We start from the raw sequence: 14932 nt of genomic DNA, 5'->3' as shown, positions 1-14932 counted from the left end.
CAGGAAATTCCACCACCCTCTACCGTACTCTAGTCAGGCAGTTATGGATGCAGTTCCCAGGTTGAGCCCGGGGATTTCACATCCATCTTACCAAACCACCTACGCGCGCTTTACGCCCAGTAATTCCGATTAACGCTTGCACCCTTCGTATTACCGCGGCTGCTGGCACGAAGTTAGCCGGTGCTTATTCTGTTGGTAACGTCAAAACAGCAAGGTATTAACTTACTGCCCTTCCTCCCAACTTAAAGTGCTTTACAATCCGAAGACCTTCTTCACACACGCGGCATGGCTGGATCAGGCTTTCGCCCATTGTCCAATATTCCCCACTGCTGCCTCCCGTAGGAGTCTGGACCGTGTCTCAGTTCCAGTGTGACTGATCATCCTCTCAGACCAGTTACGGATCGTCGCCTAGGTGAGCCATTACCCCACCTACTAGCTAATCCGACCTAGGCTCATCTGATAGCGTGAGGTCCGAAGATCCCCCACTTTCTCCCGTAGGACGTATGCGGTATTAGCGCTCCTTTCGGAACGTTGTCCCCCACTACCAGGCAGATTCCTAGGCATTACTCACCCGTCCGCCGCTGAATCCAGAAGCAAGCTCCCTTCATCCGCTCGACTTGCATGTGTTAGGCCTGCCGCCAGCGTTCAATCTGAGCCATGATCAAACTCTTCAGTTCAATACTGATCGGGTTTTGAGAAAACCCTAAACTTGGCTCAGCAATCGCAAAAAACTCTCGAATTCACGAGTGTTACTTGTGATGCTGATAATCTTGCGATCACCAGTCTTAACTCACAAGCACCCACACGAATTGCTTGATTCAACTTGTTAAAGAGCAGTTGGTTGATTCTTTCGTCTCAACCGAGGCCGCGCATTCTACGCCAACCTCTTATTTCGTCAAGCGTTATTTTCAGAATTTTTCGTTCCTACTCAACCGCTTGCGCTGTCGATCGGCCGGAGCTTCTCGTCAGCGGGAGGCGCATTCTACAGCGATCAAACTCGCTGTCAAGCACCTCGGCAATCTTCCTTTTGGCTCGCTGCCGGAGCAGCTGTCGAACCCAAAGGCGGCAAGTGAATCACCTGCCTGATCACCACTCTCAACTTCGAACCTGTTTAAGTGCTTGATTTTCAAGCTCTTTCAGCGCTTCGTCGCTGGGAGTGGTGCGCATTATAGGGACTTCAAAATGCCCGTCAACGACTTTTTGAATCTTTTCTGAAAAAGCTGTCCGAATGATCAATTTGCAACCAGGGAGGCCTCGCCAGCCAGGCGCTCCTGGCGCAGCAGGAAGCAGCCAGTGAGGAAGCCGACCAGGCACAGCGCGGCCACATAGTAGGCGGGGCCCATGGGGTCTTCCTTCATCAGCAGCGCCACGACCATCGGCGTGAGGCCGCCGAAGATGGCGTAGGACAGGTTGTAGGAGAAGGACAGGCCGCTGAAGCGCACCACCGGCGGGAAGGCCTTGACCATGACGCAGGGCACGGCGCCGACGATGCCCACGCACAGGCCGGCCAGCGCATATAAAGGGAAGAGCCAGTCCGGGTGGGTCTTCAGGCTGCTGTAGAAGAACCATGAGGTCGCGCCCAGCAGCAGGCTGCCGCCGATGAAGGTACGCCCGCCACCGATGCGGTCGACGATGCGCCCGGCGAGGATGCAGCCCGCGGTGAGGAAGATGATCGCCAGACTGTTGGCCTTGAGCGCGGTGGCCGCCGGGACGCCGTAGACCGACTGCAGCACGGAGGGCGTCATGAGGATGACCACGACGATGGCCGCCGACAGCAGCCAGGTGAGCAGCATGGAGATGGCCACCGCCGGACGGTGCTCGCGCACCACCACGCCCAGGGGCACCTCGTCGGCCAGTTGCTTGCGTTGCTGCAGCTCGGCGAACACCGGGGTCTCGTGCAGCCAGCGGCGCAGGTAGACGGAGAACAGGCCGAAGATGCCGCCGAGCAGGAAGGGGATGCGCCAGGCATAGGCCAGCACTTCGTCGGCGTTGTAGAAGCTGTTGATCGCCGTGGCCATCAGCGAGCCGATGAGGATGCCCGCGGTCAACCCTGCGGTCAGGGTGCCGCAGGCGAAGCCGACATTGCGCGCGGGCACGTGTTCGGAAACGAACACCCAGGCCCCGGGCACCTCGCCGCCGATGGCAGCGCCCTGCACCACGCGCAGCAGCAACAGGGCCAGCGGCGCCCAGATGCCGATCTGTTCGTAGGTCGGCAGCACACCCATGAGCAGCGTGGGCACCGACATCAGGAAGATACTCAGGGTGAACATCTTCTTGCGCCCGAGCAGGTCGCCGAAGTGCGCCATGACGATGCCGCCCAGCGGCCGCGCCAGGTAGCCGGCGGCGAACAGGCCGAAGGTCTGCAGCTGGCGCAGCCACTCGGGCATGTCGGCGGGGAAGAACAGCTTGCCCACCACCGTGGCGAAGAACACGAAGATGATGAAGTCGTAGAACTCCAGGGCGCCGCCCAGGGCGGAAAGGGACAGGGTCTTGTAGTCGCTGCGGGTCAGCGGACGGGCAGCGGTGGTATTCGCAGAAGGCATCGCAAGGCTTCTCGGCAGGTTGGCGGCGCTGACAGGGAGCGCCGAAGGCGAACCATGGCAAATGGGAGCGCGTCAGCGCAACATTGTCATCAGGCATTCTGCGGTCGCTGCCGCAGGCCGGCCTCTATATAATGCCGATGCGACATGCGCGGGGTCGGTCAGAAAGCTGTCCCAAGTTTCTGTAGGAAACCACTTTTACAGGACTCTTGGGAGAGCTTTTCCTTTCCTTGAATCGAGACCGTCGGGGCACGAGGCCCTTACCTATGATCGAGCTTGAACAAGAAGACCCCATTCCGCAGGGCGACCTGGCGCTGCAGATCACCGCGCTGCCGCGCGAGACCAATGGTTTCGGCGATATCTTCGGTGGCTGGCTGGTGTCGCAGATGGACCTCGCCGGCACCGCCATGGCCAGCCGCATCGCCGGCGGCCGCGTAGCGACGGTGGCGATCGACCGCATGGCCTTCCTGGTGCCGGTGGCGGTGGGCGCGCAGCTGTCCTTCTATACCCAGACGCTGGAGGTCGGGCGCAGCTCGATCCGCATGCTGGTGGAAGTGTGGAGCGACGATCCGCTGTCCAGCGAATGGCGCAAGGTCACCGAGGCGGTGTTCGTGTTCGTGGCCATCGATGGCAGCGGGCGGACGCGGCCGGTGCCGCCGCGGCGGGGGTGAGGGTTATCCTCGTTCGGAGTGGTGAATAGTTCCGCTCCTTCCTGACGTCGCTTTTCCCTCTCCCTAGCCCTCGGCTGCGCGCCCCGCCCTGAAGGGAGAGGGGGCCGTTCGGCGCATCCGGGGAAATTCAGTGTCAGCCGGCGACGCCCAAAGATTCAGGCGCTATCCACTCTGATAGCGCCCTTCCCTTCTCTAGCTCAAGCCCGCGTCGGCTTGCCGCGTACCGGCGCGCCGTTGGCTTTGTAGTAGTCCGCGGTGCTGCGCAGCAGCGGCTGGCGGCCACGGATGCGGTCGGCGATCTTCTCGGCGATCATGATGGTGGTGGCGTTGAGGTTGCCGGTGATGATCAGCGGCATGATCGACGCATCCACCACGCGCAGCCCTTGCATGCCGTGCACGCGGCCCTGGGCGTCGACCACCGCCATGTCGTCCTCGCCCATCTTGCACGAGCAGGAGGGGTGGAAGGCGGTTTCCGCGTGCTCGCGGACGAAGGCGTCCAGTTCGGCGTCGCTCTTCTTGTCCAGCCCCGGGCTCAGTTCGCGGCCGCGGTAGGCGTCCAGCGCCGGCTGCGCCATGATCTCGCGGGTGATGCGGATGGCGTCGCGGAACTCCTGCCAGTCCTGCTCGCTGGACATGTAGTTGAAGAGGATGCTCGGGTGCTTGCGCGGGTCGCGCGAGGTCAGCTGGATGCGCCCTCGGCTGGGCGAGCGCATGGAGCCGACGTGGGCCTGGAAGCCGTGCTCCTTCACCGCGTTGCTGCCGTTGTAGTTGATCGCCACCGGCAGGAAGTGGTACTGGATGTTCGGCCATTCGAACTCGTCGCGGGTGCGGATGAAGCCGCCGGCCTCGAACTGGTTGCTGGCGCCCAGGCCGGTGCCGAGGAACATCCACTCGGCGCCGATCTGCGGCTGGTTCCACCACTGCAATGCCGGGTACAGCGAGACCGGCTCCTTGCAGGCGTACTGCAGGTACATCTCCAGGTGGTCCTGGAGGTTCTGGCCGACGCCCGGCAGGTCGTGCACCACTTCGATGCCCAGGTCGCGCAGCACGGTCGCCGGGCCGACGCCGGAGCGTTGCAGCAGTTGCGGCGAAGCGATGGCGCCGGAGCACACCAGCACTTCGCGACGCGCGCGCGCCTCCTTCGGCGCATTGTCGTCGCCCAGCAGGTAGCTGACGCCGATGGCGCGCTTGCCGCTGAACAGGATGCGGTCGCTCAGGGCGTGGGTGACGATGGTCAGGTTGGCGCGCTCGCGGGCCTGGTCCAGGTAGCCGCGGGCGGTGCTGGCGCGGCGGCCCTGGGGGGTCACGGTGCGGTCCATCGGGCCGAAGCCTTCCTGCTGGTAGCCGTTGAGGTCTTCGGTCCGCGGGTAGCCGGCCTGCACGCCAGCCTCGACCATGGCGTGGAACAGCGGGTTGTTGCCGGCCTTGGGCGTGGTCACGCTGACCGGGCCGTCGCCGCCGTGGTAGTCGTTGGGGCCGATGTCGCGGGTTTCCGCCTTGCGGAAGTACGGCAGGCAATCGAGGTAGGTCCAGTCCTCCAGGCCCTTCTCTTGCGCCCAGCCGTCGAAGTCCATGGCGTTGCCGCGGATGTAGCACATGCCGTTGATCAGCGAGGAGCCGCCCAGGCCCTTGCCGCGCCCGCACTCCATGCGGCGGTTGTTCATGTGCGGCTCGGGGTCGGTGAGGTACGCCCAGTTGTAGCGGCGACCCTGCAGCGGGTAGGCCAGGGCGGCGGGCATCTGGGTGCGGAAGTCGGCGCGGTAGTCCGGGCCGCCGGCCTCGAGCAGCAGCACGCTGACGTCCGCGTCCTCGGTCAGGCGGGTGGCGAGGACGTTACCGGCGGAACCGGCGCCGATGATGATGTAGTCGTATTCCTGGGTCATGCAGGCCTACCTCTTTTTCTGGGCACGACACCGCCCGCGACGCATGGCGCGCCGGTGTCTGAAGGTCGGAAGGCCGGTCGTCGTGGCGACCGGCCGCTCAGGGCTCGATCGCGGTGGTCAGAACACCGAGGCGTAGTCGCCCAGCTCTACCTGCACGGATTTGATCCGAGTGTAATGAGCCAGGGTGGTCAGGCCGTTCTCGCGACCGACGCCGGATTGCTTGTAGCCGCCCACCGGCATTTCCGCCGGCGACTCGCCCCAGGTGTTGATCCAGCAGATGCCCGCCTCCAGGCGGTGGATCACCCGGTGGGCGCGGGCCAGGTCCTGGGTGACGACGCCGGCGGCCAGGCCGTATTCGGTGTCGTTGGCGCGGCGGATGACTTCTTCCTCGCTGTCGTAGACGAGGATGCTCATCACCGGGCCGAAGATTTCCTCGCGGACGATGGTCATGTCGTCACGGCAGTCGGTGAACACGGTGGGCGCGACGTAGGCGCCCTGGCCGAACTCGCCGTCGGTGACGCGCTCGCCGCCGCACAGCAGGCGGGCCTTCTGCTCCTTGCCGGCCTGGATGTAGCCGAGCACGCTCTCCATGTGCGGGAAGCTGACCAGGGGGCCGAAGTTGGTGTTCTCGTCCTGGGGGCTGCCCAGGCGGATGCGCCTGACGCGCTCCAGCACCTTCTCCTCGAAGCGCGCCTGCAGGCTGCGCGGGACGAACACACGGGTGCCGTTGGTGCAGACCTGGCCGGAGCTGAAGAAGTTGGCCATGACGGCGATGTCGGCGGCGCGGTCGAGGTTGGCGTCGTCGAAGATGATCAGCGGCGACTTGCCGCCCAACTCCATGGTGACTTCCTTGAGCGAGGAGCTGGAGGCGCTGGCCATGACCTTCTTGCCGGTGGAGGTGCCGCCGGTGAAGGAAATCTTCTCGATCAGCGGGTGCTCGGTCAGCCACTGGCCGACCTCGCGGCCGCTGCCGGTGAGCACGTTGAACACGCCGTCGGGCAGGCCGGCCTCGGTATAGATTTCGGCCAGCTTGAGCACGCTCAGCGGGGTGACCTCGCTGGGCTTGAAGATCATCGCGTTGCCCGCGGCCAGGGCCGGGGCGGATTTCCACAGGGCGATCTGGATCGGGTAGTTCCAGGCGCCGATGCCGGCGACCACGCCCAGCGGCTCGCGGCGGGTGTAGACGAAGCTGCTCTCGCGCAACGGGATCTGCTCGCCTTCGATGGCCGGGACCAGGCCGGCGTAGTACTCGAGCACGTCGGCGCCGGTGACGATGTCGACGTTGCGCGTCTCGGCCAGCGGCTTGCCGGTGTCCAGGGTTTCCAGCTCGGCCAGCTCGTCGTTGCGCTGGCGGAGGATGTCCACGGCGCGGCGCAGGATGCGCGAGCGCTGCATGGCGGTCATCGCCGCCCAGACCTTCTGGCCTTCGACGGCGCTGGCGACGGCGCGCTCGACGTCTTCCTTCGAAGCCCGCTGCACCAGGGCGAGGACCTCCCCGTTGGCCGGGTTGACGGTCTCGAAGGTGGCGCCACTGGTGGCCTCCACGTAGCGGCCGCCAATGTAGAGCTTCTGAACGTCGAATCGAGCCATGGGTCGGTTGTCCTCTCTTATGGTTTGTGCACGAAGGCCGCGCCCGCTATCCGGTGCGCTTGGCCAGTTGTTGGTCGAGATAGTCGTAGGCGATAGCCAGCGCCTGCTCGGTGTCGAAGGCATCGCCCGACAGCGCGCCGCGCAGCCACAGGCCGTCGATCAGCGCGGCCAGGCCACGGGCGGCGCGGCGCGCCTGGTCCAGCGGCAGCTCGCGGCGGAACTGGCAGCACAGGTTGGAATACAGCCTGTGGTCGTTGATCCGCTGCAGCCGGCGCAGGGACGGCTGGTGCATGCTGCTGGCCCAGAACGCCAGCCAGGTCTTCATGGCCGGGCCGTTGACCTGGCTGTTGTCGAAGTTGCCGGCGACGATCGCCCGCAGGTGGGCGCGCGGATCGTCGGTTCGCAGGCTAGCGCGACGCTCGCGCACGGCCTTGCTCAAAGCCGACATCAGATGCCGCATCGTCGCCTCCAGGAGGCCATTCTTGTCCTGGAAGTAGTGGCTGATGATGCCGTTGGAGACCCCCGCCAGGCGGGCGATCAGGGCGATGCTGGCGTCGCTCATGCCAACCTGGTCCACGGCCTCGAGGGTGGCGTGGATCAGTTGCGAACGGCGAATCGGCTGCATACCGACCTTGGGCATATTGATATATCTCCTCACGCGGGACGTGGCTGTGCCGTCCGGCGTCACTGTGGGCCAGTCTATTTTGTTTTTATTGAACGTTCAATCAACTAAGAATAAGCTGCGCTCCGTGAACCTCCCCGAGCCTTTGCGTGCAAGCGGGCCCGAGCCGTTCATCACCGCGATGCGTTCCAACCGGCAAGGATCGCAGAATCCTGCCCGGAAGTGTCGCGGCGGCAATGCTGTGTCTGTGGTTCGCGGCCCGTCGCCGTGCCTCGCGCACTGTCGCCGGCCGCCATGCGTTCACTGCCATGGGGTCCCCCTGAAAAATGAGTTCTGCTTCGCCAAGAAAAACAAACGAGCAGGCCCGTCTGAACCCGATCGTGTTCTTCGGCTCCACCGCCCTGATCCTGGTTCTGACCGCCATCCTGATCTTCTTCCCGGACAGCGCCGGCGCCGCCCTGGCCCGCACCCAGGCCTGGCTGTCGCACAGCTTCGGCTGGTACTACATGCTGGCCATCGGGGCCTACCTGTTCTTCGTCGTGTGGGTCGCCTTCTCGCGCTACGGCACGCTGAAGCTCGGCGCCGACCATGAGAAGCCCGATTTCAGCTACGGCGCCTGGGCCGGCATGCTGTTCTCCTCGGGGATCGGCATCTCGCTGCTGTACTTCGCCGCGTCCGAGCCGATCGACCACCTCTACCACCCGCCCGAAGGCGTCGCCGGCAGCCCGCAGGCGGCGCGCCAGGCGCTGCAGCTGACCTTCCTGCACTGGGGCCTGCACGGCTGGGCGATCTACGCCCTGGTCGGCCTGGCCGTGGGCTACTTCGCCTACCGCCACCGCCAGCCGCTGGCCCTGCGTTCGGCGCTGCTGCCGATCCTCGGCGAGCGCTGGGTGAAGGGCGCCGGCGGTCACGCGGTGGATATCTTCGGCATCTTCGTCACCCTGCTGGGCCTGGTCACCAACCTGGGGATCGGCGCGCTGCAGGTGTCCTCCGGCCTGGAATACCTGACCGGCATGGAGCACTCGAAGACCACGCTGCTGATCGTGCTGCTGGTGATGAGCCTGGTGGCCACGCTGGCGGCGGTCTCCGGCATCGAGAAGGGCATCCGCCGGCTGTCCAACCTGAACATCGTGCTGTTCAGCTCGTTGCTGGTGTTCGTGCTGGCCTGCGGCTCGACCCTGGAGTTGCTCAACGGCTTCGTGCAGAACCTGGGCGACTACCTCAACGGGCTGATCCTCAAGACCTTCGACCTCTACGTCTACACCGGCGGCAGCGCCGCCAAGAGCGAAGAATGGCTGGGCCTGTGGACCCTGTTCTACTGGGCCTGGTGGATTTCCTGGGCGCCCTTCGTCGGCATGTTCGTGGCGCGCATCTCCCGCGGGCGCACGGTGCGCGAGCTGGTCTGCGGCGTGCTGCTGATCCCGCTGGGCTTCACCCTGGCCTGGCTCTCGGTGTTCGGCAACAGCGCGCTGGACCTGGTGATGAACCACGGCGCCGCCGACCTCGGCAAGGCCGCCCTGGAGCAGCCGTCGATGTCGATCTACCTGCTGCTGGAGCACTACCCCTTCGCCAAGGTGGTGATCGGCGTGTCGATCTTCGTCGGCTTCGTGCTGTTCCTCACCCCGGCGGACTCCGGCTCGGTGATGCTGGCCAACCTGTCCCGCGAGGGCGGCGACCTGGACGAGGACGCGCCGAACTGGCTGCGCATCCTCTGGTCGGCGATCGTCACCCTGGTGACCATCGGCCTGCTGTTCGCCGGCAACTTCACCGCCATGCAGACGGTGGTGGTGCTGGCCGGCCTGCCCTTCTCGGCGGTGCTGGTCCTGTTCATGTTCGGCCTGCACAAGGCCATGCGCGCCGACTACGAGCGCCTGCACGGCAAGCGCCCGGAGACCGGCGGCGAGCTGGCGGCCGGCTGATCCAAGGCTCCCCGGTGGCGTCCCGCCCGACGCCACCTGCCTGCCCATGGCAGGCCCTTTCGCCCGGCCCTCGCGCCGGGCTTTCTTTTAGCTCCGGCTCTTCGTAGGAGCGAGCTTGCTCGCGAATCCTCTCGGCACGCGGCCCGTTCGCAAGCAAGCTCGCTCCTACGAAAAGCGTCCTCTGGCGCGGGGCTGCTATGGTTTCTGGCGAACCCCGCTGGAGAAACCCATGAACGATCATCCCCTGTGGCAAGCCCTGGGCCGGCACTGGAAATGGATCGCCCTGCGCGGCGTGGCCGCGGTGCTGTTCGGCGTGCTGGCCATCGCCTGGCCGGGCATCGCCCTCACCGTGCTAGTCATCGTCTGGGGCGCCTACGCCTTCGTCGACGGCGTGTTCACCCTGATCGCCGCGGCCAGCATGCGCGAGTCGCAACGGCCGATCTGGCCGCTGTGGCTGGTCGGCGCGCTGGGCGTGCTGGCTGGGCTGGTGGCGCTCTTCTGGCCGGCGCTGACGGCGCTGGGCCTGCTGATGCTGATCGCCGGCTGGGCGCTGGCCACCGGCGTGCTGCAGATCATCGCCGCCTTCCGCCTGCGCAGGAGCCTGGCCAACGAATGGTGGCTGGGGCTGTCGGGCGCGCTGTCGGTGCTGTTCGGCGTGCTGATGATCGCCAACCCCGGCGCCGGCGCGGTGGCGGTGGTCTGGGTGATCGGCGCCTACGCGCTGTTCTTCGGCGTGCTGCTGATCCTGCTCGCGCTGCGCCTGCGCAAGACCTCGACCTTCGATGCCTGAAGCGCGCGACTGGTGCCTGTGGCGCCTGGACGACAACGGCAACCGCTTCGTCGTGCGCCGCGGCCTGAACCGCGAAGAGGCCGAGGCCCTGGCCCTGGAGTACCAGGGCCGCGGGCACAGGCAGACCTACTGGGCCGAGCACGAGGAAAAGCCCCCGGGCTCTTCGTAGGAGCGAGCTTGCTCGCGAACCCCCGCCCCCGCTGCGGCACCGTTCGCGAGCAAGGACTAGGCGTCCCCCTCGCTCCTACGAAGGCGGGAGGTGCCAGGCCTTGCGCAGGGCCTTCAGGGCTTCGGCTATGCGCGCCTCGGGCACGGCGGCGAAGCCCATGACCAGGCCGGCGCGCTCGTCTTCAGGCTCCGTCGACTCGGGCAGCCAGTAGTCGCTCAGCGCGTTGATCTCCACCCCGGCCTGCAACGCGCGCTCCACCAGCCAGCGCTCGCGCTCGCGGCTTTCCACCCGCACGCACAGGTGCAGCCCCGCCTCCACCGGCGGCATGGGCGCGCAGCCGGGCACCTCCGGCCAGCCGCGCAGCAGGGCGTCGCGCCGCGCCCGGGCGGCCCGGCGCATGCGCCGCACGTGGCGCTGGAAGTGGCCTTCGGCGATGAAGTCGGCCATCACTCGCTGGGTACCGACCTCCGAGTGCCGCACGTCGAGGGCGCGGCGCCGGGCGAAGGCCTCGGCCAGGGCCGGCGGCACCACCAGGTAGCCCAGGCGCAGCGCGGGGAAGGCGATCTTGCAGAAGGTGCCGACGTAGAGCACGCGCTGCTGGCGGTCGAGCGCCGCCAGCGGCATCAGCGGGGTGCCGGCGTAGCGGTATTCGCCGTCGTAGTCGTCCTCGACTATCCAGCCGCCGCTGCGCTCGGCCCATTCCAGCAGGGCCAGGCGCCGCGCCAGCGACAGGGTGACGCCGGTGGGGTACTGGTGCGACGGGGTTAGGTAGACCAGACGGCAGTCCGGCAGCTCTCGCAGCTGCTCGGTGCGCAGGCCCTCCCCGTCCACCGCCACTCCGTGCAGGTGCGCGCCGGCGGTGGCGAAGGCATGGCCGGCGGCGCGGTAGCCGGGGTTCTCGATGGCCACGTGGTCGCCCTCGGCGAGCAGCACCTGGGCGCACAGGGCGATGGCCTGCTGCGCGCCGCTGGTGACTATTATCTGCCCCGCCTCGCAATGCAGGCCGCGCGCGCTGCGCAGGTAGGCGGCGATCAGCTCGCGCAGGCGCCATTCGCCGGCGGCGTCGCCATAGCCCAGGCAGTCCGCCGGCGGCTCGCGCCAGAAACGCGCCTGCAACCGCGCCCAGGTCTCGAAGGGGAACAGGTCGAAGGCCGGCACGCCGACGCGGAAGGCCCGCGGCGCACCTTGCGGCGGCCTGGGCAGGTGGTGCCGTTGCAGGCGTTCCAGCGCCGCCACCTCGGGCACCTTGCCGGGTTGCGGGGTGGGCGCGCTGCGTGGCTGCACGCGTTCGGCGACGTAGGTGCCATCGCCGGTGCGGCCTTCGATGTAGCCCTCGGCGTAGAGCTGCTCGTAGGCGCGCACCACGGTGTTGCGCGACACACCCAGGGCGGCGGCCAGGTCACGGCTGGCCGGCAGCCGCGAGCGCGCGGCGAGGCGGCCGTCGAGGATGCGTTCGCGCAGCGCCTGGAACAGCTGCTGGCCCAGCCCCCTGGCAGGGTCCAGGCGGATGCCGGACGGATCGAAAGGCAGCGGGGCGTTCATGGCGGGCTCCGGAAATGGCTCCTCAAATTGGACCATGAATGGCTCTTTAGCGGAACCAATTCCCGCTCTAGTCTGGAACCAGACCCCAAGGACAAAGGCCACCCCATGACCGCACCGCTCGAAATCCGCCTCGTCAGCGCCGACGACCACGCCGCCTGGCTGCCGCTCTGGCAGGGCTACCAGCGCTTCTACAAGACCGTGATCGACGACGCCACCAGCGCCGTCACCTGGCAGCGCTTCCTCGACCCCACCGAGCCCATGCACGCCGCCCTCGCCTGGCGCGACGGCGAGGCCATCGGCATGGTCCACTACATCTTCCACCGCTCCTGCTGGACCCAGGGCGACTACGTCTACCTGCAGGACCTCTACGTCCATGAAGGCCTGCGCGGCGGCGGCGTCGGCCGCGAGCTGATCGAGCACGTCTACGCCGCGGCCCGTGAGGCCGGTGCCTCGCGGGTGCACTGGCTGACCCACGAGACCAATACCGACGCCATGCACCTGTACGACCGGATCGCCGACCGCTCCGGCTTCGTGCAGTACCGCAAGATTCTCTGACCGGAGCGCGACCATGACCGACACCCAACCCGCCCTGCACTGGCAAGCGGTGCCCGCCCCGGCCCGGGAAACCCTTAACGGCCGCTACCTCGACCTGGAGCCGCTGGACGCCGCGCGCCACGGCGACGACCTGTGGGAAGCCCTGCAAGGTCCGGAATCCGACCCCGTGCTATGGGACTACCTGCCCTACGGCCCCTTCCCCGAGCGTGCCGCCTTCGACGCCTGGATCGCCGGCAACGCCGCCAGCGCCGACCCGCAGTTCTACGCCGTCCGCGAACGCAACAGCGGCCGCGTCACCGGCCTGCTGAGCTTCCTGCGCATCACCCCCAAGGACGGCGTGATCGAGATCGGCCACATCGCCTTCGGCCGCGTCATGCAGCGCAGCCCGGCCTCCACCGAGGCGGTGTACCTGCTGGCCCGGCGCGCCTTCGAGCTGGGCTACCGGCGCCTGGAGTGGAAGTGCAACGCGCTGAACGCCCGCTCCATGCGCGCCGCCGAGCGCCTGGGCTTCACCTACGAGGGCACCTTCCGCCAGCACATGGTGATCAAGGACCGCAACCGCGACAGCGCCTGGTTCTCCATCCTCGACAGCGAGTGGCCGGTGCGCCAGGCGGCCTTCGAAGCCTGGCTCGACGCCGCAAACTTCGACGCCCAGGGGCGCCAGAAGCGCGGCCTGGAAAGCCTGCGCCAGGGCTGAAAAAAGCCTTTTCGGGGAACTGCCCGGCCGCCGGGGGATCGGTGATACTGAATCCTTTCCCCTTGCTGTGCCGGAGGCCCCCCATGAGCAGCCCATACACCACTCCCCGCGTCGAACAGACCACCATCGACGAGCTGCCCTGCTGGCGCATCCACACCGAATTCGGCGAAGCGCTGATCGCCCAGCAGGGCGCCCAGTTGCTCAGCTACCAGCCCCACGAGCAGCCGCCGCTGGTGTGGCTCAGCGAGCAGGCCGGGTACAAGCGCGGCCAGTCCCTGCGCGGTGGCGTGCCGGTGTGCTGGCCGTGGTTCGGCGACCTGGCGCGCAACCCGGTGCAGGTGCGCACCGAATACGCAGGCGACCAGCCGCCGGCCCACGGCCTTGTGCGTGGCATCGACTGGCAACTGGACGACATCGCCGACGAACAGGGCGCGCTGGCCGTGCACTGGAAGCTCGACGCCCGGCAGGGCCTGCCGGGCTGGGCCCACTCCGCCGAACTGAGCCTGGTGATGCGCTTCGGCGAACGCCTGGGCCTGGAACTGACCACCCGCAACCTCGGCGACAAGCCGCTGGCCCTGAGCCAGGCGCTGCACACCTACTTCGCCGTCAGCGACGTTCGCCAGGTGAGCGTCGACGGCCTGCAGGGCTGCCGCTACATCGAGACGCTGGAGAACTGGGAGGAACGCCGCCAGGACGGCCTGGTGCGCATCCAGGGCGAGACCGACCGCATCTACCTGGACGTCGACCGGCCCCTGGTGATCCGCGATCCGCAGTGGCAGCGCGGCATCCACATCCAGGCCGGTCACTCGCGCTCGGCGGTGCTGTGGAACCCCTGGGTGGACAAGGCGCAGCGCCTGTCGCAGTTCGCCGACGATGCCTGGCAGCGGATGTTGTGCATCGAGACGGCAAGGGTCTGGGACGATGTGCTGAGCGTGGCGCCGGGGCGTAGCGAGACGATGAGTGTGGAGATCTGGAGCGAGGGGCTGGAGGGTTAGGGCCGCGCTTTTCGTAGGATGGGTTGAGCTTGCGAAACCCATGCGGTGGTGGTGATGGGTATCGCTTCGCTCAACACCATCCTACGGGGCCTTGTGCTTGCCCAAGTGAATGGGGTCTGTCGGCCAGGTTCGGTGCTTGGCCTGAAGAGCGCCCTCTCCCTAACCCTCTCCCTGAAGGGAGAGGGGACCGTTGGGCAGAGCTGGGTGTTTTGGAGTCAGCCGGCAGCACCGAAGGTTTCCGGTTGAAACCATTCCTCCTCTCGGCACGGACAAGCCCCCTCTCCCTTCAGGGAGAGGGCTGGGGAGAGGGAACGGAGTCAATCCGAAACACCAACACATCCGGGAAACACCGTTCGCGAGCAAGCTCGCTCCTACAGATCGCTATCCTGCACCGCCCGCACCTTGGCCTCGTCCATCGCATAGGCCGCATCCGCCATCTCGTTGCTGACCTTCTCCACCTTCAGCTTGCCGGTCACCCACAGCGGGCTGTAGATGTCGTCGATCTTCATGCCCTTGGGGTAGCGCACCAGCACGATCTGGTTCGGCGGCGGCGGCGGTACGTGGATGCAGGCGCCCGGGTAGGGCACCAGGAAGAATTCGGTGACGCGGCCCTTGGCGTCGTTCTCCAGGGGCACCGGATAGCCGCCGAGGCGGATCTGCTTGCCGTCCAGCGCGGCGACCGTCTTGGTCGAGAACATCACCTGCGGCAGCTTGCCCTTCTGCTTCAGGCCGCCCTGTTTCTGGGTGAAGGTGCCGGCGGCTTCCGGGCTGTTGTGGTCGATCTCGGGCATTTCCTCCAGCGCCTTGCGGTCGCTGGGCGGCATCAGTTGCAGCCAGTCGGTTTCCGGGATGTCGGCGGCATGGGCCAGGCCGGTGAGCAGCACGAGGCTGCAGGCGAGCAGGGTACGGCGCATGAATGGGCTCTCGGGCACCGGCAGCGGGCGCCCACGCAACGGGAA

At 66.8% G+C, this 14932-nt stretch carries 14 protein-coding genes and 1 rRNA gene (1 of these 15 only partly in view); 8 read left to right on the top strand and 7 right to left on the bottom strand.

The window, feature by feature from the left end:
• Positions 1-677, bottom strand: a 16S ribosomal RNA gene (locus M8R19_RS16780); it reaches 860 nt to the left of the window's first position.
• 136 nt (positions 678-813) lie between these two features.
• Here M8R19_RS16780 and M8R19_RS16775 point away from each other — a divergent pair.
• Entirely contained in the window at positions 814-1086 is a 273-nt protein-coding gene (locus M8R19_RS16775) for a hypothetical protein (protein WP_249918376.1), read from the top strand.
• A gap of 146 nt (positions 1087-1232) precedes the next feature.
• Here M8R19_RS16775 and M8R19_RS16770 read toward each other — a convergent pair whose 3' ends face one another.
• On the bottom strand, positions 1233-2543 hold the full coding sequence (locus tag M8R19_RS16770; protein ID WP_249918375.1) for an MFS transporter: 1311 nt from the start codon (positions 2541-2543) through the stop codon (positions 1233-1235).
• A 263-nt stretch (positions 2544-2806) separates the two neighbouring features.
• Between M8R19_RS16770 and M8R19_RS16765 the strand changes: the two genes are divergently transcribed.
• Positions 2807-3211, top strand: coding sequence for an acyl-CoA thioesterase (locus tag M8R19_RS16765; RefSeq protein WP_009614218.1), 405 nt, complete (start codon positions 2807-2809; stop codon positions 3209-3211).
• Between the two features lie 197 nt (positions 3212-3408).
• Here M8R19_RS16765 and betA read toward each other — a convergent pair whose 3' ends face one another.
• From betA to betI, 3 genes are all read right to left on the bottom strand, one after another.
• Entirely contained in the window at positions 3409-5094 is a 1686-nt protein-coding gene (gene betA, locus M8R19_RS16760) for a choline dehydrogenase (RefSeq protein ID WP_249918374.1), read from the bottom strand.
• Positions 5095-5211: 117 nt separating this feature from the next.
• The gene (gene betB / locus M8R19_RS16755) at positions 5212-6684 is read right to left on the bottom strand and encodes a betaine-aldehyde dehydrogenase (RefSeq protein ID WP_249918373.1); all 1473 of its coding nucleotides are present in this window, start codon (positions 6682-6684) and stop codon (positions 5212-5214) included.
• A gap of 46 nt (positions 6685-6730) precedes the next feature.
• Positions 6731-7324 carry a transcriptional regulator BetI gene (gene betI, locus M8R19_RS16750; RefSeq protein ID WP_043270284.1) on the bottom strand — a complete coding sequence of 198 codons (594 nt, stop codon included), beginning with the start codon at positions 7322-7324 and terminating at the stop codon, positions 6731-6733.
• Between the two features lie 362 nt (positions 7325-7686).
• Between betI and M8R19_RS16745 the strand changes: the two genes are divergently transcribed.
• From M8R19_RS16745 to M8R19_RS16735, 3 genes are all read left to right on the top strand, one after another.
• Positions 7687-9225: a BCCT family transporter gene (locus M8R19_RS16745; RefSeq protein WP_249918372.1), complete on the top strand. Its 1539-nt coding sequence runs from the start codon at positions 7687-7689 to the stop codon at positions 9223-9225.
• Between the two features lie 229 nt (positions 9226-9454).
• A complete protein-coding gene (locus tag M8R19_RS16740; protein WP_074986091.1) occupies positions 9455-10015 on the top strand; it encodes an HdeD family acid-resistance protein in 561 nt (186 codons plus the stop codon).
• Complete coding sequence (locus M8R19_RS16735) at positions 10008-10184, top strand: hypothetical protein (protein WP_249918371.1); 177 nt, start codon at positions 10008-10010, stop codon at positions 10182-10184. The genes M8R19_RS16740 and M8R19_RS16735 overlap by 8 nt, the downstream gene beginning before the upstream one ends.
• 75 nt (positions 10185-10259) lie before the next feature.
• Here the strand turns inward: M8R19_RS16735 and pdxR are convergent, their stop codons facing one another.
• Complete coding sequence (pdxR, locus tag M8R19_RS16730) at positions 10260-11726, bottom strand: MocR-like pyridoxine biosynthesis transcription factor PdxR (protein WP_249918370.1); 1467 nt, start codon at positions 11724-11726, stop codon at positions 10260-10262.
• Positions 11727-11831: 105 nt separating this feature from the next.
• Between pdxR and M8R19_RS16725 the strand changes: the two genes are divergently transcribed.
• The 3 genes from M8R19_RS16725 to M8R19_RS16715 all read left to right on the top strand — a co-directional run bounded on the left by M8R19_RS16725 (position 11832) and on the right by M8R19_RS16715 (position 13973).
• Positions 11832-12281 carry a GNAT family N-acetyltransferase gene (locus tag M8R19_RS16725; protein WP_249918369.1) on the top strand — a complete coding sequence of 150 codons (450 nt, stop codon included), beginning with the start codon at positions 11832-11834 and terminating at the stop codon, positions 12279-12281.
• Between the two features lie 13 nt (positions 12282-12294).
• The gene (locus M8R19_RS16720) at positions 12295-12978 is read left to right on the top strand and encodes a GNAT family N-acetyltransferase (RefSeq protein ID WP_249918368.1); all 684 of its coding nucleotides are present in this window, start codon (positions 12295-12297) and stop codon (positions 12976-12978) included.
• An 83-nt stretch (positions 12979-13061) separates the two neighbouring features.
• A complete protein-coding gene (locus M8R19_RS16715) occupies positions 13062-13973 on the top strand; it encodes a D-hexose-6-phosphate mutarotase (protein ID WP_249918367.1) in 912 nt (303 codons plus the stop codon).
• Positions 13974-14344: 371 nt separating this feature from the next.
• On the opposite strand, the gene M8R19_RS16710 is transcribed toward M8R19_RS16715, so the two are convergent.
• Positions 14345-14887 carry a DUF3299 domain-containing protein gene (locus tag M8R19_RS16710; protein ID WP_009614238.1) on the bottom strand — a complete coding sequence of 181 codons (543 nt, stop codon included), beginning with the start codon at positions 14885-14887 and terminating at the stop codon, positions 14345-14347.
• Positions 14888-14932 lie beyond the last annotated feature (45 nt).

It is taken from the genome of Pseudomonas sp. R3.Fl (assembly GCF_023516765.1).
Lineage (GTDB): Bacteria > Pseudomonadota > Gammaproteobacteria > Pseudomonadales > Pseudomonadaceae > Pseudomonas > Pseudomonas citronellolis.
Note: the sequence above shows the minus strand (reverse complement) of the source record. Positions and strands in the feature narration are given on the sequence as shown.